The sequence below is a fragment of the Pseudomonas sp. Marseille-Q5117 genome (genome assembly GCF_946901175.1).
Taxonomy (GTDB): domain Bacteria; phylum Pseudomonadota; class Gammaproteobacteria; order Pseudomonadales; family Pseudomonadaceae; genus Aquipseudomonas; species Aquipseudomonas iranensis.
Map to the genome: position 1 here is coordinate 102,561 of NZ_CAMPPP010000007.1, position 24,558 is coordinate 127,118.

General features: G+C 51.9%; 18 protein-coding genes and 2 pseudogenes. 2 read left to right on the forward strand and 18 right to left on the reverse strand.

Annotation, left to right across the window (positions count from 1 at the left end; all coding sequences use genetic code 11):
• The 14 genes and pseudogenes from ccmE to OC605_RS13550 form a co-directional block, all read right to left on the reverse strand.
• Window positions 1-456: a cytochrome c maturation protein CcmE gene (gene ccmE / locus OC605_RS13485; protein WP_262137654.1), complete on the reverse strand. Its 456-nt coding sequence runs from the start codon at window positions 454-456 to the stop codon at window positions 1-3.
• Window positions 453-629 carry a heme exporter protein CcmD gene (ccmD, locus tag OC605_RS13490; RefSeq protein ID WP_262137656.1) on the reverse strand — a complete coding sequence of 59 codons (177 nt, stop codon included), beginning with the start codon at window positions 627-629 and terminating at the stop codon, window positions 453-455. The genes ccmE and ccmD overlap by 4 nt, the downstream gene beginning before the upstream one ends.
• Entirely contained in the window at window positions 626-1,381 is a 756-nt protein-coding gene (locus tag OC605_RS13495; RefSeq protein WP_262137657.1) for a heme ABC transporter permease, read from the reverse strand. The genes ccmD and OC605_RS13495 overlap by 4 nt, the downstream gene beginning before the upstream one ends.
• 78 nt (window positions 1,382-1,459) lie before the next feature.
• Window positions 1,460-1,597, reverse strand: a pseudogene (locus OC605_RS13500) (heme exporter protein CcmB); the annotation flags it as partial.
• Window positions 1,590-2,193 (reverse strand): annotated as a pseudogene (ccmA, locus tag OC605_RS13505) (cytochrome c biogenesis heme-transporting ATPase CcmA); the annotation flags it as partial. The pseudogenes ccmA and OC605_RS13500, both read right to left, overlap by 8 nt.
• A 224-nt stretch (window positions 2,194-2,417) precedes the next feature.
• Window positions 2,418-3,797, reverse strand: coding sequence for an NAD(P)/FAD-dependent oxidoreductase (locus OC605_RS13510; RefSeq protein ID WP_262137659.1), 1,380 nt, complete (start codon window positions 3,795-3,797; stop codon window positions 2,418-2,420).
• On the reverse strand, window positions 3,794-5,953 hold the full coding sequence (gene ccsA, locus OC605_RS13515; RefSeq protein ID WP_262137660.1) for a cytochrome c biogenesis protein CcsA: 2,160 nt from the start codon (window positions 5,951-5,953) through the stop codon (window positions 3,794-3,796). The genes OC605_RS13510 and ccsA overlap by 4 nt, the downstream gene beginning before the upstream one ends.
• Entirely contained in the window at window positions 5,950-6,615 is a 666-nt protein-coding gene (locus OC605_RS13520) for a S8 family serine peptidase (RefSeq protein ID WP_262137662.1), read from the reverse strand. Before OC605_RS13520 ends, ccsA begins: the two co-directional genes overlap by 4 nt.
• The gene (locus OC605_RS13525) at window positions 6,612-8,315 is read right to left on the reverse strand and encodes an ABC transporter ATP-binding protein (RefSeq protein ID WP_262137664.1); all 1,704 of its coding nucleotides are present in this window, start codon (window positions 8,313-8,315) and stop codon (window positions 6,612-6,614) included. The genes OC605_RS13520 and OC605_RS13525 overlap by 4 nt, the downstream gene beginning before the upstream one ends.
• 45 nt (window positions 8,316-8,360) lie before the next feature.
• Window positions 8,361-9,473 carry a quinohemoprotein amine dehydrogenase subunit beta gene (gene peaD / locus OC605_RS13530; RefSeq protein ID WP_262137665.1) on the reverse strand — a complete coding sequence of 371 codons (1,113 nt, stop codon included), beginning with the start codon at window positions 9,471-9,473 and terminating at the stop codon, window positions 8,361-8,363.
• Between the two features lie 48 nt (window positions 9,474-9,521).
• Window positions 9,522-9,839, reverse strand: coding sequence for a quinohemoprotein amine dehydrogenase subunit gamma (qhpC, locus tag OC605_RS13535; RefSeq protein WP_262137667.1), 318 nt, complete (start codon window positions 9,837-9,839; stop codon window positions 9,522-9,524).
• Entirely contained in the window at window positions 9,836-11,278 is a 1,443-nt protein-coding gene (peaB, locus tag OC605_RS13540; protein WP_262137669.1) for a quinohemoprotein amine dehydrogenase maturation protein, read from the reverse strand. Before peaB ends, qhpC begins: the two co-directional genes overlap by 4 nt.
• Window positions 11,279-11,296: 18 nt before the next feature.
• A complete protein-coding gene (gene peaA / locus OC605_RS13545; protein WP_262137670.1) occupies window positions 11,297-12,904 on the reverse strand; it encodes a quinohemoprotein amine dehydrogenase subunit alpha in 1,608 nt (535 codons plus the stop codon).
• A 511-nt stretch (window positions 12,905-13,415) separates the two neighbouring features.
• The gene (locus OC605_RS13550; protein WP_262137672.1) at window positions 13,416-14,936 is read right to left on the reverse strand and encodes an aldehyde dehydrogenase family protein; all 1,521 of its coding nucleotides are present in this window, start codon (window positions 14,934-14,936) and stop codon (window positions 13,416-13,418) included.
• Between the two features lie 401 nt (window positions 14,937-15,337).
• On the opposite strand from OC605_RS13550, the gene OC605_RS13555 reads away from it, so the two are divergent.
• Both OC605_RS13555 and OC605_RS13560 read left to right on the forward strand, forming a co-directional pair.
• A complete protein-coding gene (locus tag OC605_RS13555; RefSeq protein WP_262137674.1) occupies window positions 15,338-16,348 on the forward strand; it encodes a helix-turn-helix domain-containing protein in 1,011 nt (336 codons plus the stop codon).
• Window positions 16,349-17,583: 1,235 nt separating this feature from the next.
• Window positions 17,584-18,645 carry an asparaginase gene (locus OC605_RS13560; protein ID WP_262137675.1) on the forward strand — a complete coding sequence of 354 codons (1,062 nt, stop codon included), beginning with the start codon at window positions 17,584-17,586 and terminating at the stop codon, window positions 18,643-18,645.
• Window positions 18,646-18,675: 30 nt separating this feature from the next.
• Here OC605_RS13560 and OC605_RS13565 read toward each other — a convergent pair whose 3' ends face one another.
• From OC605_RS13565 to OC605_RS13580, 4 genes are all read right to left on the reverse strand, one after another.
• Complete coding sequence (locus tag OC605_RS13565; protein WP_262137677.1) at window positions 18,676-19,650, reverse strand: LysR family transcriptional regulator; 975 nt, start codon at window positions 19,648-19,650, stop codon at window positions 18,676-18,678.
• 507 nt (window positions 19,651-20,157) lie between these two features.
• The gene (locus tag OC605_RS13570; protein ID WP_262137679.1) at window positions 20,158-21,525 is read right to left on the reverse strand and encodes an OprD family porin; all 1,368 of its coding nucleotides are present in this window, start codon (window positions 21,523-21,525) and stop codon (window positions 20,158-20,160) included.
• A 220-nt stretch (window positions 21,526-21,745) separates the two neighbouring features.
• Window positions 21,746-23,074, reverse strand: a complete 1,329-nt coding sequence (locus tag OC605_RS13575) for an MFS transporter (RefSeq protein WP_262137680.1) — start codon at window positions 23,072-23,074, stop codon at window positions 21,746-21,748.
• Between the two features lie 278 nt (window positions 23,075-23,352).
• Window positions 23,353-24,546, reverse strand: a complete 1,194-nt coding sequence (locus OC605_RS13580) for an amidohydrolase (RefSeq protein ID WP_262137681.1) — start codon at window positions 24,544-24,546, stop codon at window positions 23,353-23,355.
• Window positions 24,547-24,558 lie beyond the last annotated feature (12 nt).

Sequence of the window (24,558 nt, forward strand, 5' to 3'; positions counted from 1 at the left end):
TCAACCCTCCTTCGCGGGTGTTGGAGCGGATTGACCACTGTCTTTCAACGCTTTGGTCACTTCCGGTGGCATGTACTTTTCATCGTGCTTGGCCAGCACCTCGTCGGCGACCACCACGCCATCGGCGTTGATCTTGCCCAGAGCGACGATGCCCTGCCCTTCGCGGAACAGGTCCGGGAGGATGCCGCGATAAGTGATAGTCACGGATTTGTTGAAGTCGGTGACGACGAACTTCACGTCCAGCGAGTCGCCGGAGCGCTGCAAGGAACCGGCCTCGACCATGCCGCCGGCGCGAATGCGCGTGTCTTGCGGCGCTTCGCCATTGGCAATTTGCGTCGGTGTGTAAAACAGATTGATGTTCTGCTGCAGGGCGCTCAGGGCCAGGCCGACGGCAGCGCCGACACCAACCAGGATCGCGAGAATGATGGTAAGACGCTTTTTGCGCAGCGGATTCACTTGCCGTTCTCCCGGCGCAGACGACGCGCCTCTTGTTGCAGATACCGCTTGCGGGCCAGGACCGGCGCCGCCACGTTGAGGGCCAGCACCGCCAGGCAGATGCCATAGGCGGACCAGACATACAGGCCATGATGGCCCATGGCGATAAAGTCGCCGAATGACGCAAAACTCATCGAGCGGCCTCCAGGCTGTTCTGCACTTCGGCTTTCACCCAACTGGCGCGCGCTTCGCGCTTGAGCACTTCAAGGCGCATGCGCAGCAGCAATACCGCACCGAAGAAACAATAGAAACCCAACGCCGTCAGCAGCAGTGGCAGCCACATCTCGGCCGGCATTGCCGGTTTTTCGGTGAGGGTGAAGGTCGCGCCCTGGTGCAGGGTGTTCCACCACTCCACCGAGTACTTGATGATCGGGATGTTGATCACGCCGACAATCGCCAGCACCGCGCAGGCCTTGGCCGCGCTGTCACGATTGCTGATGGCGTTGCCCAGCGCAATGAGACCGAAGTACAGGAACAACAGGATAAGCATGGACGTCAGGCGTGCATCCCAGACCCACCACGAGCCCCAGGTCGGCTTGCCCCAGATCGCCCCGGTGACCAACGCCACGGCGGTCATCCAGGCACCGATGGGCGCTGCGCATTGCAGGGCGACGTCGGCCAGCTTCATTTTCCACACCAGCCCGACGATGCCGCACACCGCCAGCATGACGTAGACGGACTGCGCCAGCATGGCGACGGGAACGTGGATATAGATGATGCGAAAGCTGTTGCCTTGCTGGTAGTCCGGCGGCGCGAAGACCAGGCCCCAAACGACACCAACGCTGATCAGCAGCAACGCTGCGATGCTCAGCCACGGCAACAGTTTGCCGCTGATGCCATAAAACCATTTGGGTGAGCCGAGCTTATGAAACCAGGTCCAGTTCATTACTGTTTCCATCACGGTTGCTGTGCGTTGTCACGCTCCAGCCAGGGTCTTTACTGGTTAAAAAACAACCAGATCTCATTATTCGCCGACACTGATCTTCAGGCCAGCCGCTATTGCAAAAGGTGTCAGGGTTATCGCCAAGGCGGTCAAGCTGCCAAGCCACAGGAGATAACCAGTCGCCGGCATGCCCTGCAATCCCGCCTGCAAAGCGCCAGCCGGCCGGCATCCGGGTCAGCGCGTGGTTAGTAGTTAAGACCACCATGCCGCCGCGCTCGAAATGTGAGGCCAGGTGTTCTTCGAGTTGCGCCACGCCTTGCTTGTCGAGCGCGGTGAACGGCTCATCGAGGATCCATAGCGACGGGCTTTCCAGATACAACCGCGCCAACGCTGCGACGCTGTTGACCGGCAGACAACGTGTGGCGAGGAACATCCTCGAATCCGCGCAGCCCGACAGCGGCCAACGCCTGGCGGATCGCCTCATGGGAAGCCGGTTGATGCAACGCGCAGAGCCAGCTCAGGTTCTCTTCCGGGGTCAGCAGGTCTTTGATCCCGGCGGCATGGCCGATCCACAGCAGGTCGTGCGCCAGCTCACTGCGCTGCTCGTTGAGCGGCTGGCCGTTGAGAAGCACTTGACCGGCGGTCGGTTGCATCAGGCCGGACAACAGGCGCAACAAGCTGGTCTTGCCACTGCCGTTGGGGCCACTGATTTGCACCATTTCACCACTGGCCAGTCTCAATTCGAGATTTTCGAACAGCAGACGCAGGCCTCGCTCACAGGCAATAGCAACGGTTGGCAGGACGGGATTGGTCAAGGATCGCGCTCTTTTAGATTCAAGCCGTCAGTGGAATCTATCGAGACTCACACTAAATGTTGGGGAACCTCCTCATAGTTCAATTCGCCGGTCAGCTTCGAACAACGAAATCAAAGATTATGGGGTACGGTGATACTGTCAGCATCGAATCCTCGGGCTTGAATTATTATTTGATTTAAAAATTTGGAAACTATCAATCCCCACGACTCATTAGATAGCAGCTGTCAGTTTGCAGTGGCGATTGTCACCATCCTAAGTCGCGCTATGAAATTGTCGAAAGACGGGGCAGAAAGCTCTGGCAGATTAGATAACCAATGGATAGCCGCGGAGATCTGATGCGAGTCCGCCTTTAATCGCGATTCAGCTGTTTGCATTGCGTCAGATGCCCCATGCTCGCAAAGGTGGCTAATAAGTTCGGTCAAGTCTATACCACCCAAAAAGCGGACACCTTGAGGATGCTGATCAGTAATTACGACGCTTCTCAACTTAATCAAGCCATCCTCCACAACCGGTGCAACCGTAAGTAAGCCTCCGCTACATTTGCTTGCTAAAATAGGTTTCCACTGGTCCCATGTGCTCCGCGTAGCCCAGAATCCACGCTCGGCCCATCGAAGCTCATTTTGATAATAGGACACTCCAGCTTTTGCGCGCTGAGCGAACGTCAGTGCAGCACGATCCTCGTAGTAGTGCATCGCTAATAGCCCTTGGGCGGGCTCGTTCAGAATCGTATTGATCACTGGCGCCGCCGCGAAGGCGCTGGATATTGCTTCGTACATACCATGCCCCGAAAGCGGATCGTTGCTGTAGGCAGCGTCCCCAACACGTAATGAGAATGGGTTTATCAAGTTACCGCGAAGAACCGCTTGCGCACCGCGAGCTATTGTTTCGCTGCAGGCTCTGACGTCACCCAACTCTCTGGGGATGGCCTGCAGTTTAGTGTAAAAATAGTCATGCCTCGTGTTAAGTTCACCACTCTTTTCCAGAACGGATGGATCGACAACAAACTGTATACTGCACTTACCGTCCACATCCGCAGTGCCCCACGCCCAACCATCCTCGAACGATTCGGAAATTGTTCGTCTAGTTCCACACTTTCCTCCGGAGTAGTGGCGGCTGAGTGCTACGCTCAAAGGTCCGGCCAGGATATTTTTCGCCACCTTGGGTGTCGACTTGCCTCGTGCGTCGATCAGATAATCAGCAAAGAAGGTCAACGGCCTATTGTCGGGTTGCCTAGTGTAAATACGGACCTCATCATCGATGCGATCAATACCCATCACTGTCAGATCATGGAAGTCGATACCTGCCTCTTCTAAATCGTCGATCAGAGCGCTATCGAACAGACTGCGCTCGATCACATGTTCTCCGTTGGCTATCTGGTACTCGCCACCCCAAGAGGAAGCGCGCTCCCATATGGGGCCCATAACTTCAAGGGCATACTTGCAACCGGCGCGACGCAGGCCCTCCGCAACCCGAGAAGAGGCACCCTCGAGAAGTGAATCTCGACGACGTCGACCAAGAACTTGCACTGCAAAATTCATTTGCTGTAGCAGCAATGCAGAAACCACCGCTGCAGGTCCAGCGCCAAGCACGGTGATGCGTTTCATTTTGACCTCCCTTGGCCCCTAGGAATTAACAACATCCCTAGAAGCATCAATATAAAACCAACCCAGACAAACGACACCAACGGATAGCGCCGAACCATAATCAATGTCTGGTTGTCCGCTCCAATAGCATTCATAGAGTCCATAAGCCTAGGAGATGCGGGAAGCCAGATTTGCAGATCACTCGCCCAGCCCCGCACGATGAACGGGTGCAACAGATATCCCGGATCTCCAGCATGCCTGGCATAGCGATAATCGAGGAGTTCACACAATTGTCTAACCGGGCCCTGATAACCTGGTGGCAAACTTCGTGCGTCTTGAAAGAGCGCTTGGCCAGCAAGTACCACACCGTTCTGCCTGATCTCGACATTGGCTACTGCCTTATATCCGGAGAAATTAGCGGCGTTACTATCGGGCGAAACACGCAGTTCCATACCCTCAGCGACCTTGTGCCACTGAGCAGGATCATCAGTCGGAGGTACGAGCACGGGTGCATAACTATTGAGCACTGTCGCCGCAAGACCTCCTACCAGCGCAATAACTGCTCCACCATGGATAAGCGCCAAACTACCGGTATAGCGAAACGCCCCAACTCCTCGGCCACGCCATACGCTGGTGATGCACCAAAGCAGGCTGGCCAGCAACAGGAACAAGCCAGCTACTAGAGCAGCATCTATTAGGTGGATGGCTGATACGATGGTTTGGGATAATACGCCGGTACCTTTATAGGCGTATGAGAGATAACCACCACGCCAGCACACGAGTGCCACGACAACAGTTGCTATGAGGGTAAAAGTACGAGAGACGCCCCTTCGAAAGGCTTTCCGGATGAATACATGACTGCCAGCTAAGCCCAACGTGACGATGACTGGCAGCAGCCAGCGGCCTAAGGTATGACCATCGACATCCCAGCGCGAGAAGGCCTGACGCAGAGAATCCATTTCGGCCGAACTGGCCCAATTGCTTAGTGTCTCAAAGAAAGGCCTCAGGCTACTGGGCTTTGATGCGCTCATCCCGGCGTAGAAATAAGCTTGTGCGAGGCCGAAGATAGCGAAGAACGCGGCGAACACAAAGCCATATACAGATAGCCACGTCTCCAGTGTGGTGCTTCGGCTCAATGGCGCGTTGGCCTTTTTACTAATGAAATTGCGCAGTACCACCCCGAACGCAACTAGGAGTATCAAAGTCGCCAGACACAGATGACTCATCCAGGAGGTCGTACCAATATAGCGGTGCGAGCTGGCGAGAACTTCGGAACGCGTTATGGCCATGGCCAAACAAGCCGAAGCAGCAATGGTAAGACTGAAAAGCGGTAAAGTATGCGCGAATGCGCCATCAACCTTCCAGGTGCGGACTCCATGCAGAACTGCACCCAAGAGCGCCCAGAGAATGAAGGCCGACGTCTGGACCGGGTCCCAGTGCCAGAGTTGACCGAAAGTGAAATCCTCCAAGGCCCAGATCATGCCGAAGCCGATACCGGCTGTGAGCACCAGCCATGCTCGACGCCCATAAAGTGTAGCTGTGTTGCGGAAGCTTCCGGAGCCATCAACCAACGCTTGTACTGCGCTCGACGCGGGAGCTAGCGCCCAGGCGTATGCAGCGAGAATTAGCGGTGCATGGAACGCCATCCAGAATGTCTGCAGGTGAGCGTTCATACCCTGGCTGCTCTGTGCTGCCTGCCAGTCGGATGGTGTGTGCGTAAAGGGGCCAAGATACGCTGCGGTGAGTATGTACCAGGCTGGAATCAATGGCGCGAAGCGCCCCTCAAAACTATTAGCGTCGGCAACACGGAGGGCTGCTGGCAGGCAAAAAGTAGCCAGCAGTAGAACGGTGCCCTCATCGCCCCCCCATACGTTGGCGATCTTCAGATAATTTGGCAAAGCTTCGCTGCTATAGAGCCAGACATAGCGAATGTCGAACCTGTCCAAAACCAAAGCGAGAGCAAGTGCGATGCTTGTCCCCACGAGCACGCCGATAGATAGACTGAGGATCTTCTTGCGCAATTTGGGGAGAAATATGCTCGCCAACGTAATAGTGCCGGTGGCCAAGAGCAGGGGATTACCAATTGCGAAGTTTGCATATAACGCTGCCGCAGTCAGGATCATGGCCACACTAACCCACACCCAGCGAGGTGTTCCTCCCATCTGCGAAAGGATCATGTTCGACGTTGCTCAGGGCCAAAATAGAACGCATTACTTCGTAGATAGTTAGGAACTTTATGCAGAGGAATATTTTCCGCCGCCATTAGGTGGGCAACCATACCCGTTACCCGTGCGCAAGCCAGACTGGCCCCGCCTCCCTGTCCTGCGTCGCTGGGGTCGATCATCGAACAGGCACCCAATTCGGCATGTTTTTGGTTAAGCCAGGAAATCTGTTCCACACTGCAGCGCACATCTCCGGTCACCGAAAGACAGCTCGTATAAGCCGCAGGGAAAACAATCTTTCCCGTAGATGGCGCAGACGCAACCAACAGCACGCCTCGTGCCTTGGCATATTCACAAGCATCGCGGAGCTTATCGGACGGTAAGCCGATGCCGAAGCTCATATTGATTATCTGCGCACCACTTACAACCAGCCAGTTGATAGCATCCAAAACCCTACTAATTGGCGCTTGCCGCGTAGCCTGAAAAACTTGTGCTATGTGAAGTTCCGCCATGTTGCAATGGCGCAAAATGATTCGCGCCAGTTGATCTCCATGGCCCACTGCATCGGGCTGAGCGGGATCGGCACCGGGAAGCTCGTCGAATCGCTTCGATACGGCAACATGAGGAAACAAGGCCTCTGATACTCCGCTATCGATAATGCCGATACGTGGGTTCACTTCACCCTCTCCAGTTCGTGGACGTTCAAATCGATTACCACATCGAATTTTTTGTGGAGCGAAGGACGATGGCTAATGAATATCCGTGTCTTACCCACAAACAATGTGTCGATTTCTTGATGGATTTGTTCTTCTAGGCGCATGTCGATGCCGCTCGTGCTCTCATCGAGAATAAGGATAGAGGGGCTCATCAATAGAGCTCTTGCAAGTGCAACCCGCTGACGCTGTCCGCCCGACAGTGCTGCACCCCGTTGTCCTATCGAGGTCATGATGCCATTAGGCAATTGCTCAATGAGATTATCCAGTCCTGCTAAGCTGGCCGCCTTAAGGACCTCTTCGTCGGATGCATTGGGACGGCCGTAGCGAATATTCTCCAAGACACTCTTGCTAAATAGGTGAATATCTTGAGATACCACCACGACCGAGCGGCGCAATGCTTTAATATCGTGTTGTCGAAGGTCTACACCATCGACGATAATCTGCCCAGTATCAGGATCAAAATGTCGTTGTAATAAATCTGCGATAGTAGATTTTCCCATGCCGGAATCCCCGCGAAGCGCCACTCTACTTCCGGGGTGGATATGAAAACTCAGATTTTCGAAGACGCTCTTTTCCGCTGTGGGATAGCTGAAGAACACATTTTTGAACCAAATCTCCCCTCCACCGCGCACGCTGTAAATACTGTTCGATTTGGTTTGTGGTACCGCAGTTTCTTGTCGTGTTAGCTCTTGGACACGGTTCAGACAGACTTTGGCACGCTGGTAGCCGACGTAAAGACCCAGCAGTGCTTGCAAGGGACCGTTGGCTTTTTGCATATAAGTGACGAACGCAATGAGCACTCCAAGAGTCATGGCGTCTTCATTGATAACCCGGTTGCTTCCTACCCAAAACACCGCGGCAACCGCCAGGGAGAACACAACGCTGGGAAAAGAGCCCGCGAGGTAACTGTAGATCTGCAGCGACAACGTCTGGATACGCAGATTTTTATGCAAAACCGCGAGCTGAGCCTTTTCCCGATCCTGGCCATTGAACATCTGAACGCATTTCGAAGTGGATAGAATTTCAACAAAGAACGAAGCAATGTCCGCCCCGCTTTCGCGAGTAAGCCTTGTCAGGCGCTCCAAGGCAGGTCTGATCAGTTTCAGAAAGGTTCCATTAATGACCAGTACAACCAGCATCAGCAACATGAGTTCAATACTCATGTAGGCCAACATAATCAACGATCCAATCAGCATTACGCTGTTATTGATCGCGCTCAAAATGGCGTCAACGGCGAACCGCTGAATCTCGGCGATATCGCCATCGAGACGTTGCAAAATATCGCCTTGCCGGGTCGTAGCAAAAAAAACGGGAGACAATGTTAACAGATGAGAAAACAGATCTTCCCTTATTGAGTGCAGCACCTTCGCCGAGGTGCCTACATACACATAGCGGGTGACGCCACCCAACAAGGCAGAAAGAAGAGCCATCACGACGATGATCGCGACAACCACATAAACGACACTCAACTGTCCCTTCAAGATGCCATCATCGATCAGTCGCTGGGTTAGGTAAGGTTGCACGAGACCTGCGGCCGCTGCAGTCAGCGATAGAGCGAGAACAAGAGACAGAGCTGCCCAATGAGGACGAACAAACCCCATTAGCCAACGCCACATCGAATGGCTGGGGTTTGCCCGTAATGGGAGCATGCCTTTAGGCATGCTCCCGGGGCCCTGATGGCGAAACATTGAGGCCATGATTTAGGGCTAACGCTGTACGATACGGAGCGACGTTAGAACCTGGTCACCGCCACCGGGAATTTTGATTTTCCCCTTGAAGTCCAAGGTCTGCGAGTCATATACAGCAATGTCATCAACAGTCCCGCCAATATACAACTCCTTACCATCACTGGAGACGTTCACGTTATAGTATGTGTGGTCCAAGTCGATGCGCTTGATTAATTTGCCAGTATCGACGTCTGTTTTGGTCAGCTGTGTGTAAACGGTGTATGCCTCGTTACGACGAACCGGGTTGATCACAGTCGAAAAGAGGACGATTTTCGCATCTTCGAACTCGCTGAAGCGAACCTTATCGTTGACAATATCCAAAGACCAAATTCCCGCCCGCTGGGTGACGGATTTATCATTATTCTGGTAATTAATGTAGTACGGAGTGGCAAACTCGTTGGCTTGTTCGAACTGCGGCCAGATTGCCAGAGTATCCGGCTCCCCGAAATTGCTGCGTTTCCAACTGCGCCAAGGATGTTTGCCAATCTGCTCGCCCGTTTTTGGATCGAGCACCAACATGTCCCAACTGAACGCATAAAGGCGCTTGTAGTCCGGCGAGTAGACAAGCGTAGAGACCCGCCGCGGTGATTTCAGCTTTTTTACGGGTTTAGCGGAGAGTCCACTTGATGTATCGAAGATGGCAATAAAGGGGTCATTAATTTTATATTCGCCCGGCAGCAACTCGGTTTGTGTTACATATACGGCCAGCTCTTTGCCGTCTGGACTTATGTCGATTGCATAAGGGGCTTTACCGCGTACGCCACCACTTGATAGATCGGCGCGAAAAACTTCTTTGCCGCTTTCCAAGTCAATACCTGAAACGCTTTCCCAGCGATTATGGATCACGTAAACAGTCTTCCCATCTTTCGACACTGCCAAGGCACCTGGGCTGTTACCCATGGAAGTATTGGGAATCTTAAATGTATTGACAACTTTTCGTTGCTCTGCATCGGCTACAATAATCAGGTTTGGACGCGCTGCAGTAATCAGAAAATCCTTGGCCAAGGACAGTTGACTGTAAAAGCCAAGACCAACAGCAATCGCGGTCGCAAACAGCGCCGAACGAGCTGGAAGTTGATTATTTTTGTTCATATGACTTCCTATCAACCCATCACGTGGATTATGACTAGTGGAATCTCGTTATTTTGGGAAGACGGATTGAAGATTAGTCCAGTCCTGTGGCGCAGAATCACTACTCACACTCCACTCGGTATACGTGTTCAAACTATCGGGAACCTGTGCTGGCCACCAGCAGGGGTCCGAACAGCCGTACAAGTCTGCTTCCATAGGCTGGCAGAGTCCCGCTACACCGAGAAAGGGATCGACTTCCCAGCCTGGATCAAAGGTCGTGGCGCAACCCGCGACTGCCGACATGGCCAAGACTTCTTCGGTTTCACCTTTTGCCACGGCCACTTCAACTTGATGCGCCTTCTGATTCATGGGCTTCATATGATTCATAATTGGACACTCCTAGTACTCAGATGTTTTCTGAAGAAGCTTGGGTTTTTTTCGAGAATTTCGGTATAAACGCCAATTCCGAAATCGACCCATTCACGCATCAAATCGCAATAGTGATAGGTAGGAGAAAGAGGATCACCAAAGTGGGCATAGGACTCATGATAGCAACCACCTGCACACAAATTTCGAATCCTGCAAGTCGAACAACCTTTATTTGAACGGTCGGTCGCAGCTTCCAAAAAACTCCCAAGCTTTTCTTTTTCTATTCCCTCATCGACATTACCGAACTTAGGCATGTCGGACCCTGTAAAACGGTGGCAAAGATTCAAGTCGCCATTGTTATCAACAGCCAGCAAACCGACGCCCGCGCCGCACGGCAAGGCCTTCTTGCGACCCTCATAGAGATCGCTCATCAACTGATGCATGTTCGAGAAACCGTTATTTCGACCCTGCAGGGCAGCATCCCGATAGGCCCGACCCAACTCCATCATACTATCAAAGACTTCACGGAGTTCTTTGCTGCTCAAGTTGAACACCGTAACTGGCCCCGATGTGGCGGGCGCAACGCCTACTTCCGCAAATCCCAGGTCATTCTTTAAATGTTCGTGAATACCAACAACGTCGGTATGGCCAGCAGTCAACGTCACACGCACACCGACAGGTTTGGAGCGATAGCGGCTAAGTAACATACGCGCTTTGGCTGCGACCACATGATAGGTACCCTGCCCCCCTACGGTAATGCGCCGACGGTCATGCACAGCTTGCGGGCCATCCATGCTGATCGAAATTCCGAATCGATGACTGTCGAGGTAGTCCACGACCTCCTCGTTCAATAATGTGGCATTAGTGGTCATGGAAAAATCAGCTTTTTTCCCAAGTTCCGCACAACGCTTTTCGGTGTATTCAACGACCTCTTTAATCAGTTTTAAATTCGTCAGTGGCTCACCGCCGAAAAAGACGACATTAAGTTGCTCGCGCGACTTACCTTGTTCCAACAGTAGTTCGACGCTTTTTTTTGCCGTTTCAAAATTCATTTTCTGGCCCTTCGAGGGAATAGCCAGATCTTCTTTGTAACAGTAAGTGCAACTCAGATTACAGCCTGTATTAACATTGAGAATAATCGTACTCAGCGGAAATTCGCGAATCTCGACCTTCATACCATCATCAGGTGTTGCTGGCTCATCACACAGAATGGAAAGCTCCTTGAAGCTGCCCATTGTTTCCGCAATATGATCATCCGATATCAAATTACCGAAGCGTTTTTGAACATCTACAAGCGAAATCTGATCGTGCTCTTTCAAAAAATCGATTAACGCGGTTCCTACTTCGTCTAGCTGAAACAACCCACTCGATGGAATATGAAAAAGCATCCGCTTTCCGTCGACTGCTACATCATGAAAGCTATAGCGATTCACGTAGAACACATTGGACATGGACATGACTGCGTATCCTATTTATTAGCGGATGGGTGGATCGTTCCAACGCTGTACAGTCACAATCAGGGGTTTGGCAGCTTTAACTTTCTTCCCCTCATCATCAACACTCGCAATAACGTTAAGTTCACCAGCGTTGTTTGTGGAGTACTTACGTTTGGGGTTTGGACCCGCATCGCCTGGTATAAATAAGCCGCCTGGTTCTATGGTCCCGGCGAATTCAAGATCTTTCATTTCCTCAGCATTGGCGTTGAGATTTTCCATCGTCCAAGTTGCGGGCACATATCCGAGTCGTAGATCATCGGCGGTATCTTTTTTGCCATCTGGACCAACTGCGTAGGCAACAGCTTCAAATTGCACCGGTACTTTTGGCAGCGGACCACCTCCTCCACCTATCCGAGCCATGGCGGCGTCGGGCTCGATACCGACAAAATCGATTTTGCTGTAAACCGCTAGCCCCTGCTGGGCCGGAACACCACCAACGTCCAGACTGCGTATGCCATCTGTAACATTTGCATCAGCCGCGACTTCGACAACGACCTTGTCCGTTGACTCTGATATCACCCGCTTGATTGTAAGACCTTGACCGAGGTTGACCTTGCCGCTCAGGTTGGCTCCATAAATGGTGACTTCCTTAGTCGAGCCGGCCTTGATTGCTATTGGTGCTATGGCCAGGATCTGAGTAGGCGCGTTTTTATCGATCCTAACTGCCTTCAGATGCCCACCAACAGAGTCCACGCCCGCTTGATGCCAGCGTCCACTCAACGTCTTACCATCCTGAGATAGCTGGAACACCTGAGCAACTTGGAGCTCTCCCTGTTTCATGCTGCCGCGCCATTCATAGCCGGTGTAGACAATTGCCTTGCCCTCGGCCTTTTCAGTCTTACCATTGGCGTAATTGATTTGCATGTCCAGCGTGTAGCGGTCGTTGCCTCCGGCAATGGTCGCGATACCTTCATAGGTCCCCCAACCTGGTCGATGGCCGACTACGCGCCATTTGCCCGCAGCACTCGATTTCTGCGCAGCCATCCATTTGTTCCAGATTTCCGATTGATACGGATAGAGCTTGCCCAAGGTTTCTGGCATCTCTTTTGAGGCGATATCCCACCAGTCGCGATCGCGACCACCTTGCTGGATTTCGATGGTCGGATATTGGCCTACGTGGAAATTAGCGAGTTTTTTCCAGTCCTCTGGTGTCCTGCGCTGCAAAGCAATTCGCGCATAGGAATGGCACCGGGCGCAGGTCTCGGAGACTTTTTTGTCATCCGGAGTTTCAATTAGGGTGAAATCCCGTTCAAGGATGTAACGACGCTTCTGAGTTTCCTCAGGTGCCAGCCCATGCGTGTCAGCCAGATACTTCACCAGCGTCTGTCGCTCATCGGATGTGAGTCGAACACCATGGGCGGAGATCATTCGCCCGATCGTCATATCCCAACCCTCAGGAGTACGACGGGATTGGTCGATACGGTTCATACCGCCCTCTTGGGGTAGGTGACAGGCAACGCACTTACTGGTCAGAAGCGCCTTTGCATCGGCGGCGGATTCGGCATAAACAACCACCGGCATGATCGCCAGCGAGATTGCAAACGCAATGGGTTGCAGAGTTAAGGCTAATGCACATTTATCGCGCATTGTTGGCTCCCTAGTAGTTTTTGTTTATGGGGTAGCGCGGCCGCCGACAAGAGTCAACGTATCCACACGATACGTAAAGGTACGCTTGGCCAGGTATCAAAAAACGGCAAGACATTATCGATGTCGCTATCAGATTCGGTAAGGCAGTCCAAAGTCCTACGCTCTCCGAACAATCTTTATTTCAGGAAAAAAACGGTAAAGAGCTGCCTCTACCGCCTCAAGCTTTGCATCAACCTCGCCAAGTTTTCGAATGATCCGACTCAGTCTCATGTCACTCGAATCGCGCGGCGATGCCTCTTCTATGGGCCCCGAACTTGAAGTTCTTAGAAAATGCCTATTACTAATAGTCATTTAAACTACCTACTTCCCAATACCAACGCTAATGTCGTGGATACAGCCACTGCACCAAAGCTTGCAAGGAAGAGAACGGTTAAATATAGAACTGAATAGATCTTATTATTATTCACTATCCACACTTCCAGGATGCTCTCTTGAGCGCATCTCTACTATTTTAGAAGAAGCCCAGCGGATTGATGTCGTAACTAACCAGAAGGTTTTTCGTCTGCTGATAATGATCGAGCATCATCTTATGGTTTTCCCGACCGACGCCGGACTTCTTGTAGCCACCGAATGCGGCATGCGCCGGGTACAGGTGGTAGCAGTTGGTCCACACACGTCCGGCCTTGATCGCCCGGCCCATGCGGTAGGCGCGGTTGATGTCACGGGTCCAGAGGCCGGCACCGAGGCCGAACTCGCTGTCGTTGGCAATGGCCAGGGCTTCGGCTTCGTCCTTGAAGGTGGTGATCCCCACCACAGGGCCGAAGATTTCCTCCTGGAACACACGCATCTTGTTGTGACCTTTGAGCAGGGTTGGCTGGATGTAATAGCCGCTGGACAGGTCGCCTTCCAGACGTTCGGCCGCGCCGCCGGTCAGCAACTCGGCGCCCTCCTCCTGGGCAATGGTCAGGTACGAGAGGATCTTGTCGTATTGCTGCTCGGACGCCTGGGCGCCGACCATGGTTTCGGTGTCCAGCGGGTTGCCGCGCTTGATCTTGACGATCTTCTTCATCACCACTTTCATGAAGTCGTCGTAGATCGACTCCTGCACCAGCGCTCGCGATGGACAGGTGCAGACTTCGCCCTGGTTGAAGAACGCCAGCACCAAACCTTCGGCGGCCTTCTCGATGAACTGTGGCTCGGCTTGCATGATGTCTTCGAAGAAGATGTTCGGCGACTTGCCGCCCAGTTCGACAGTGCTTGGAATGATGTTCTCGGCCGCACATTTCATGATGTGCGCGCCAATCGGGGTGGAACCTGTGAAGGCAATCTTGGCGATACGCTTGCTGGTGGCCAGCGCCTCACCGGCTTCGCGACCGAAACCCTGAACGATGTTCAGCACGCCGGGTGGCAGCAAGTCGGCAATCAGCTCAGCGAAGACCATGATCGACAGCGGCGTCTGCTCGGCAGGTTTGAGCACCACGCAGTTACCGGCGGCCAGGGCTGGAGCGAGCTTCCAGGCGGCCATCAGCAGCGGGAAATTCCACGGAATGATCTGTCCGACCACACCCAGCGGCTCGTGGAAGTGATAGGCCGTGGTCAGTTCGTTGATCTCGGCGGCACCGCCCTCTTGAGCGCGGATGCAACCGGCGAAGTAACGGAAATGGTCGGCGGCCAGCGGCACGTCGGCATTCAGGGTTTCGCGCACGGCTTTGCCGTTGTCCCAGGTTTCGGTGACGGCGAGGATTTCCAGATTCTGTTCGATGCGATCGGCGATTTTCAGCAGCACCAGGGAGCGGTCCTGGGCCGAGGTCTTGCCCCAGGCATCAGCGGCGACATGCGCCGCGTCCAGCGCCTTGTCGATGTCGGCGGCGCTGGAGCGCGGGAATTCGGCGATCACTTCACCGTTGACCGGTGAGGTGTTGGTGAAGTACTCGCCGTTGATCGGGGCGACAAACTCGCCACCGATGAAGTTGCCGTAGCGAGGCTTGAAGGTAATGACGCCGCCTGGGGTTCCGGGTTGTGCATAGATCATATGGCCACCTCGTTGGTGCAAAAATGCCGCTTGGGCGGCGAATTATTGTTAGATGAGAGCGTGAAACTCGTGGCTTGATCGAAAGACACTCGTCAGGCCTACCGATACAGCCCATTACCTGCATGTCACGCGCCCCGGCTATCAGTCTATTCACAAGGGGCAAACGGCGTTATCAAGGAACGGCAAAACCGTTCGACCGACTATCAGAAATCGGCAACATCTGACGAGCACCTCAGCGCAACGCTTGCGTACCTAGATCTGATGTCAAATACTAATTTCTGATGCCGCACGCCAAAGGCGAATGGCACCTAGTACAGAATTGGAAACCGCGATGGCACGCGGAGGTAAAGATGGATTCGACGGAATAAAGTCTGAGCCATTTCGTGGCTGGTGGGGCGTAGATGAACAGCTATAGCAATAGCACCAAAAATGAAAGTGTAAAATTTACTGACTCGGTTCGATTAGCAAAGATTTTTCACTTAGATACCAGCGACGCCTTTCAACAGGCCGAAGCATTGCCAAAATGGCAGCAAGACTATGTGCAAATTAGCACCGGGCAATTCTCAGGATCACTCACGAACATATCCCTAGGGCCGATTCAAATATTTAGAGAGTCCATGAACAAAGAGGTTGATCAGCATGGACATCCCTGGGAAAACAGTTTCGCTGTCGGCGTGCCATTAGAGATCGAAGGTGAAGGGTTCTGGTGTGGTGATCGCTTAGAAAGAAACTCAATTTTCTTTCTCAGTCCTAATTCAGAACTTAACTTCAAGACCCCACAACAATCCGACATCTGCGTAGCAGTTATTGACTCATGCATGCTACAAGAATACGCGGAAAAAATAGAGGAGATCTGTATAGATCACGTCTTAAAACTCAACGGTGCAACAAGCGTTTCGGAAGCGATCTGCAACAATTTCCGCGACTCTTTCTTGCGAATTTTTAATGGCGTTAATATCAACCCAAACACGCTTGCCACCCCATCGAGTCGTTTGACTTTGCTGGACGATGTAATGCGCAGCTTTTTCAATGGCTTCATTATGCTGGACAAGCTACCAAAAACCAATCATGCGCAATTCGTCCATAGACATATCGTAGAAAAAGCTCGTGAATATATTCTTTCGCGCAGAAGCGAGCCACCCTCAATATTGGAAATATGTGAAGAACTCCGCATAAGTCGAAGAACCCTACACTACGGCTTTATAAAAGTCTTAGGTATAAATCCGGTAACATTTCTGCGTTACCTTCGATTAAATGGTGCGCACCGCGAATTACTTACCGCTGACCCTGCGATAATGATGGTGAGCGACATTGCAGCGCGCTGGGGATTTTGGCATATGGGAATGTTTTCCACTTACTATAAAGAGCTATTTGGCGAATTACCTTCACGTACACTTCGTGTGAAAAAGTAGCCACGTGATGCCTTGGTCGAATGTTCACGACCCGCTCATGAAAGTTCGCACTTGCAATTTGATGAGCTGATAATCTATGAGCTCACCGACATAACTGTTGCAGTATTCATGCAACCCGACTGGTTTATTCAAAGCCCCGTCTTGCCAGATATAATTTTCAATCAATAAATGAAGCAATCTAGGAAAAATTTAGCTCGCAAATACTTCAAGTAAAGACAACGTCACTGGGGCTATTATCCCCCCGAGTGTATTCGCCTCGACGGGTAAGTAGGGATTGACCATCTCGACACCGTTGCAACGAGATGGCCACTAGGTTGCGGGATTATCGCAGGTAATCTGAATCTGACCACGGTGTACGTTATGCTCGCCTTCTGGGATGTAGGCGGTTTGGAAGAAGCCTTTCTGGTCGAGCCTGATGGCAAGATCCTTATCAGCAACTATGCGGAGTAGGTTCTCAAGGATCTTAAAGACGTTTTCCCAGCAGGTAGCCCACGCTAGAATCGGAATTCAGCAAAACGCGCCAAGGAGGGGTTTAACGCATGGTGAGCTTTACTCCCGCGACAGGACTACCGTCGGTCAAATGGTTCTCGCCTGAGCATCGAGCAGACAAAGGCCTTCGTTCCGCCACCAAATCACGGAACCTAGCGTTCATCGCAACCATCTTGGATGGTAGCAATCATCCTCGTATTATTGGGGTTACTCATTCAAGTGTTGCTCAAGCCATTGCGCGAACTGACTGCAACAATAGTCGACATTGGAGAGGGGGACGGGGATTTGACACGCCGACTTCTGGTCAGCGGCCCATGTTGAGTTCGCGGGTCTAGCTAGCGCAATCAACGGGTTTGTCGCTCGCGTGCAATCCTTAACCTGTGACCTTGCCAGCAGCATTATTGAGTTGAATGACAGCGCTGTGCGGGTCGGGGACACTTCTCAAGCTTCAATGCTTACGGTCGCAAGCTGATTATCGTCATCGATGCAACCGGCTCATTAGCCATCCAACTGGTTTGGCAGGCACTGTTCTTGATACCCAGTAGATGATGCTGAAATTGGCTGGTAAAAGCGGTTGGTGGTTTTGGGCGAACCACACCGCCCTTGGTCACTTGTCCGTCCCAATCTGTATTGCGTCCCGCGCAATACGGATTTCGATTTCTTAACCTCTCCGCCGAAGATTAATACTTTTACACTCAGGACTGGTTAAACAGGCATGCCTGCACATTCGATGAAGGGATATGAAGATGGAGAACAATAATTTGGCACTGGTGACCTATCGCGGCGACTCCGTGGAAAATCTTCATTATGCCCATGTGGCAGTGGTGGATGAGATAGGGAACATACTTTACTGCTTCGGCGATCCACATCGCATGACGCTGGCTCGCTCAGCGGCAAAGCCGGCTCAGGCGCTAGCGGTGATTGAAACCGGTGCACTTGGCCAGTTCGGCTTCGATGATGCGGACCTTGCCCTGATGTGCGCCTCGCATAGCAGCGAGGAACGCCACATCGAACGAACTCATTCGATGCTTCACAAAGTAGGGGCCAATGAGTCGGATCTGCGTTGTGGTGGCCATGCCGCAGTTTCAGATGCAGTTAATCGGGAGTGGATCAAGCGCGGCTTTACGCCAACGGCCTGCTGCAGCAACTGCTCTGGTAAGCACGTAGGAATGTTAGGCGCTGCACTGGCGCTAGGCCAAGACTTCTCGGGATATAACGAATCAGATCATCCCCTACAGTCGCATGTCAAACGCGTGATGGCCGATTTGTGCGAGATGCCAGTTGATGCAGTGGAGTGGGCAATCGATGGCTGCAACTTGCCGACGCCTGCTTTCCCTCTCGATAAACTGGCACTGATCTATGCCAAGCTCGCTCAGGGCGCTGACTCAGCGGAAGGAGTTGAGTCTTTATCCGTACGTTCGGAGGCGCTGGCGCGGATCTATCATGCCATGACCAATTATCCTGAGATGGTGGCCGGAGAGGAGCGTTATTGCACCGAGTTGATGCGCGCCTTCGAAGGCAAGGTGGTCGGCAAGTTGGGTGCTGATGCGTGTTATGGGCTGGGAATACGCGCCTCGGAGCAAACCCGGCGCCTTGGCGCGCACGGGGCAATCGGGATTTCTGTCAAAGTCGAGGATGGCAACATCGAGGTGCTCTACCGACTCGTAAGCGAGATCCTAGAACGCCTGCAGATTGGTACTGCAACGCAGCGGGGGCTGCTGAACAAATATCATCGACCTCCAATGCTGAACACGATGGGACTGGAAACTGGACACGCCGAGTTTACCTTCAACCTCAAGCGTCCCTGAGCTCTCTTCCTCTAAAATGGGCGGGGACGGTTAGGTGTCCTCGCCCTGTATCTTACTTAATTCTTCATCCGAAAATCTGCCTACGTGCTGCAACTGATCGGCGATAAAGTCTCGTAACACCCGCATCTTCGTTGAACCACGTCGGTTTGCTAGGTAGGCAAGATAGATGTGGCGGCCCGTCAGGGTGTTCTCCATTTTGTAACGGGGCAGCACTACTTGCAGGCGCCCCGTAGCCAGATGGTCGCGCACTAGCCAGATCTCGAAGTCGGCAATTCCTAGCCCTGCACATGTGGCCTCCAGCAGAAGCTCCGAGTGGTCCGAGACCAGATTGCCTGTTGGCAAAAGGCTGTGCCGCTCTTTGTCGCGGACCAAGTGCCAGCGCGGATCTCCTTCGGGATGGACGTACCGCAGGCAGTTGTGTTGCTTCAGATCGTCAGGGTGCAAGGGGCGCCCTCGGCGTTCCAGGTAAGACGGCGCTGCGCAAAGCACACTGTCATTGCGCGATAGCTTTTGCACCACGAGGTTGTCCAAGTAATTCTCACCTTCATGGATATCGAGATCGAATCCGCCGGCGACTAGGTCGTTATGATTGTCAGTCAGCCTCACGTCGAGCTGGATCGTAGGATAGTGGGCGAGAAAGGGTGCCACTAATGGTGCAAGGTAGCGGCGCCCGAATGCGACTGGCGCGGTGAGTTTGAGGGGGCCGCTGGGTGTGGCGTCCAGCTCCGCGACCACGCGCATGGTGTCATCGAAGTCGGCGATTAGGGTGGTTGCTCGCTCAAGATAGAGGCTGCCGGCCTCAGTCAGGCTGATTTTGTGGGTCGAGCGGTGGAGTAGAGACACGCCGAGGGCGCTTTCGAGCTGTGAAATCTTTCTCGCTACTGTCGAGGTGGAGACGTGGCTTTCCTTGGCGACTGCTGAAAAGCTACCGGCCTCGATCACCTTCATGAAGGTCCTCATCGCGCCTAGATCGTCACTGCTGGAGTCTTTCAACTTGGATTTCATTGATGACCTATCTTTGCATAATTCGCAAAACCGATTTCGATTCTACAAAAAACCAGCCTTCTACGCAAAGGCATAGAATCGGTCTGGCTTGCTTAAACTCCGACGTGTGCAGATGATTGCCATGGCCGGTGCGATTGGTACGGGTCTTTTCCTGGACCGGGCGCCCGTCTGCAGATCGCAGGGGCCTGCCCTCGCAACTGATCTGCGGGATCTTTGTTTTCTTCATCATGCGAGCCTTGGGTGAACTGGTGATGCACCGGCAAACGACCGGAAGCTTCGTCTCTTATGCCCGCTAATCTTCTTCGGTAAGCTTGATGTGCCTTATTGGCACTATAAGGAATATTGTTGTGCTTTTGGCTGCGTTTTCTAGCTTGAACTCTGGGTTGTATTTTACCTGATGCATTCTTCGCCCCCCTGCCATGGGCGCCTCGGTATAAAGTTATGTGTTTTTGAGCAGCTCGGTATTACACTTCAACTTAGCAAAGAGTCAACCTCACCCAGCACTACTCAAAAAGGAACTATAGTAACGATACGCAGTTCGTTCACATTTCCATCGATCTGATTTGCACTAGCTCGGTGAACCCAATATAAAGTTTTTATGCTGGCACCCTTCAATCCTCCGCTGTTAACTGTATAACCTGCTCCCACGCCAACCTCATAATGGTGCTCGTCATCTAGATTTCTCACATTGTAACCTGTACCTTTGTAATGGGTGCCATCAATACCCCAACCGCGGGCGGTGTAAACATTCAACATGAGACCTGGCACTCCGAAATACCCCATATCAAAGTCGTAGCCTATACGCATCGACTTCTCATTAGGACCGCTATAGTCTGAATATAGTACATGAGCCAGGTAATTTGCCCCGCTCTCCCCTACCACATCGAAATATTCATCACCGATCACTTGCTGCCATGAAAAAGTGATACTGTGGGCTAGATAGCCAGCAGTAAGCATAAAACTGTAGGCATTATTATCGATCGCTCCTAGGATTGCTTGACCTTGATCTTGGCTGCGATAGTAACTAAACACGCTATTCAATCTTATATTATCGATGTCAGCCCATCTATATTTGATACCGAAGTAGTATTGGCGCCAAATATCTTTCAGCTCAGAAGTGTAGAGGCTCGTACGCAAGTTTGCGCTCGGGGTGTAATCGACGCCCAGCATGGAAATTCGATTCGTCTCCACCGGTAGCGATCCATACTTCGTCGCCAAACCTTTCTGGCTTTGTTCGGTGCGAGGCGACACGCGGTCAAATACGCCTGCTTGAAATGACATGGTATCGAGTTCATTACTAGTGAGACTTGCACCTTCAAAGCTGGAGGGCAAGGATCGGTTACCATAAATTGCTAGCACCGGAGTATTCACTGCCTGGCGGCCCAAGGTTAAAGTGGTGTCAGCTACACGCGCTTTGATATTAGCTAGACCCACTTTGCTCCACTGATCTTCCACGTCTCCGGTACTATCGGTCAGCGTTCGATTATTGGGCCCGCCAATACTCTCGCGGTCGCGCTCAAGAGCGACATCGCTGTAAACCGCCACTTGCGCAGCAATTCCGATTGTTCCCTGAGTGAAACCAGAAGAATAATCGACAATGATGCTTTGTACCCAATTATCACGATTATGGGAATAGGATTTGCTGCCAACTGCTTCGTAATGCCTGTAAATTGGGCCTTTAGTCGCTCGCTCACGAGAATACCAGTTACGGGTTACGCCGCTTAAATACTGACCATTGACGAAACCAGTAGCAGTATCCTGAGCTTTAACATCTTTTCTTTTCACCTTGAATAAGGATAGGCTGACGGGGTCTGCCTGAGCGACGGGCATAGTAGTTAGTGAAGCGATTAACGCCGATAGTATTGTTATTTTCATGGCATTTCCTGCATATTACATGGGTACGATTAACCGTTTTTTTTGGCAAATGACACATGCACTCCTCTTGGGGCATGGCTTACCCATAGGGAGGGAGTGGGAGAGCAAAAACTAGGATTTAATGCTAAACGGTGTATTTTTAAAATTTAAATATAAAGGAGGTCAGGTAGTCTTAAAACTGATTCCGCCTCCCAGATCTTTCACCGAAACCAACACCCGCTCAAACTGAAATGTCTTTGTGCCTCGTTTCAGGCAACAAAAATATAGCCGCTAAACTCAGCACACACGCCCCCATCACATAGTAGCCTGGAGCTGAGGCGTCATTCGTGACAGAAATCAGCCATGTAATAATAAACTGCGTCGTGCCACCAAATACTGTCGCGCCGACGGCATAAGTTATCGACGTTCCAGTGCTACGAAGTGCCGGGGGGAAAAATTCTGGTATCGCTACTAACGTTGCTGCAGTTGTCATACCGTTCAACGCAATAATTATCGCGGTGACACTATACAAAACAACTGGACTCGGATTTTTTGTCAGCCAATAGAACAATGGTACAATTAGTACTAGCGTTACCACGCGCGGCCAAATCATCACGGACTTACGACCATATCGATCACATAACACGCCGCCTATCAGCGCCGATATGAACAGCACTACCCCGCCTATGACGGTACTGATTTGGGCCAAAGTATCCGGCAGGTGCAACGTGTTTATGGCGTAGGTGGTCATATAGTTACCAACCTGTGTTGTGATTGACGCCACCAACATGGCCAATACACCAAGAGCAACAAATTTACCGTGTGTTCTAAATAGCGCCCTGACTACATCTCCAGTACTACGGTCGCTCTCGCTAACTAAGGTCTCAGGCAACTGACGGCGAATGTAGATAGCGATTGGAATTAGCAGAAGACTTACAATAAAAGGAATCCGCCATCCCCAAGAGGCAAGATCCTCTGCGCTCAGCGTGGCTGACAAAAATACGCCAAATGCACCGGCCGCAATTGCAGCTAAGCCTTGGCTCGCAATCTGCCAGCTAGCATAGAGCCCTCGTTGCTCAGGAGGAGCCGCTTCAATGAGCAGCGCAGAAGCTGGACCTACCTCACCGCCTAACGCAAGCCCTTGCAACAAGCGACAAAACACCACAATGACCGGGGCAGCAATACCGATACTGCTATAACTGGGTGTCACTGCAATACCTAATGTACCGATGGTCATAAGCGCGACCGTCAATATCATCGCTGCCTTGCGCCCCACCCTATCGGCAAAAGCACCAATTAATACGCCACCCAATGGGCGCGTAAAAAAACCGACCCCGAACACAGCTACAGAAGCAAGCAAGCTGCCGGTATCGCTGTCGGCAGGAAAGAACGCTCTGCCAATGTAAACAGCAAAAAACGCATAGACTACAAAGTCATAAAATTCGATAGCGTTACCCGCTACCGCTGCCGCGACGCCGGTTTTTGTAATTTTCTGATTTTGACAACGCACATCGAGCAATTGGTTTGATTCTCCACACGGCATTTCGGTGGTCGAAACGGCTGGCTTCATAACGTCTCCAAGCGTCGGTCATGGCCGACTATTTTTATAGTAAAAACACAATTCTTTTAAGCCAGAGGCAGCAAAAAAATCTTTGAAGCCACTTACCTATTGATATTTATAAGCAAACGAAACTGATGCTAGGTATCTGCATGATGAAAAAGCAGCTGACCAATTAGTCAGTACAAAATGACCGTACAATTACGATTCACTCTATCAACATGCCACCCAAAAGCACGTTAATCATGCCATCATGCTATTGAGTTAATTTATAAAACTCTTAACAAAGACTATTGATTCAAAGGCAAGCTTAATTCAGCTATCCGAGCGAGTAGGGAGGCACCGATTGGTAACGCATCGTCATTGAAATCAAAGTTCGAGCTATGAAGATCATGCGGGTGCGCATTATCCCCCGTCCCTAAATGGATATAGGCGCCAGGGCACTCGCGGAGCATGAAAGAAAAGTCCTCTCCGCCAAGGCTAGGAAGAGGATGTGCGACTACGTTTTCTACGCCGACCACATCCACAGCAGCGCGGCGTGCAAGAAGCGCCTCGGCCTCGGAATTCCAAGTCACGGGTGCCCCTCGGCTATACTCCAGTGACGCGGTGCCTCCCAACCCTCGAGCGATACTTTCGACAGTATCACGAAGGCGTGTCTCGATAAGTTTTTGAACCTCGGGGCGAACTGATCTTGCTGTTCCAGTTATAACAGCCTCTTCAGGAATGACCGCGCATGCGGTTAAGCTGCCGCTGGCAATACTGCACAGGCTGATAACACCCACATCTAGAGGGTCTAAATTTCTGCTTACTATCGAATGCGCAGCGACTATCACATGCCCGGCAATCAAAACTGGATCCACCGTCCGCTGAGGAGCTATGCCCCCATGTCCACCTTTTCCCTGAATTCGGATCTTAAGTACATCAGAGGCTGCCATTACTGCACCGACTGGAATAGATACTGAACCGAGAGGCAGGGACGGCCAATTATGAATGGCATAAATTTGCTGCATAGGAAACCGCTCAAATAAGCCGTCCTTCACCATTTCTAAACCGCCCTTCAAGCCCTCTTCGTTTGGTTGAAAAATTAGATACACGGTACCGTTGAAATTTTTAGTGCTTTGCAAATAGGCCGCTGCGGCCAGCAGCATAGCTACGTGTCCATCATGACCGCAGGCGTGCATTCGCCCATCGCTAACTGACGCGTAATCAAGATTGGTGCATTCCCGAATCGGAAGCGCATCCATATCAGACCGTAACCCGATCGCCCGACCACTAGAGGTTTGAGCTCCCCGAATTATCCCGACAATTCCCGTTTTACCGATCCCCATATGGTATTCGATCGAGAGCTTATCAAGCTCCTTGCAAATCACACTTACAGTACGATGTTCATCAAAGCCCAACTCTGGATGAGCGTGTATGTCTCGACGCAGTGCTCGATAAGCGCCAAATTCGGAATTCATTTTGTCAACGATGAGCTGTGTCATGCTGCAGGTGCG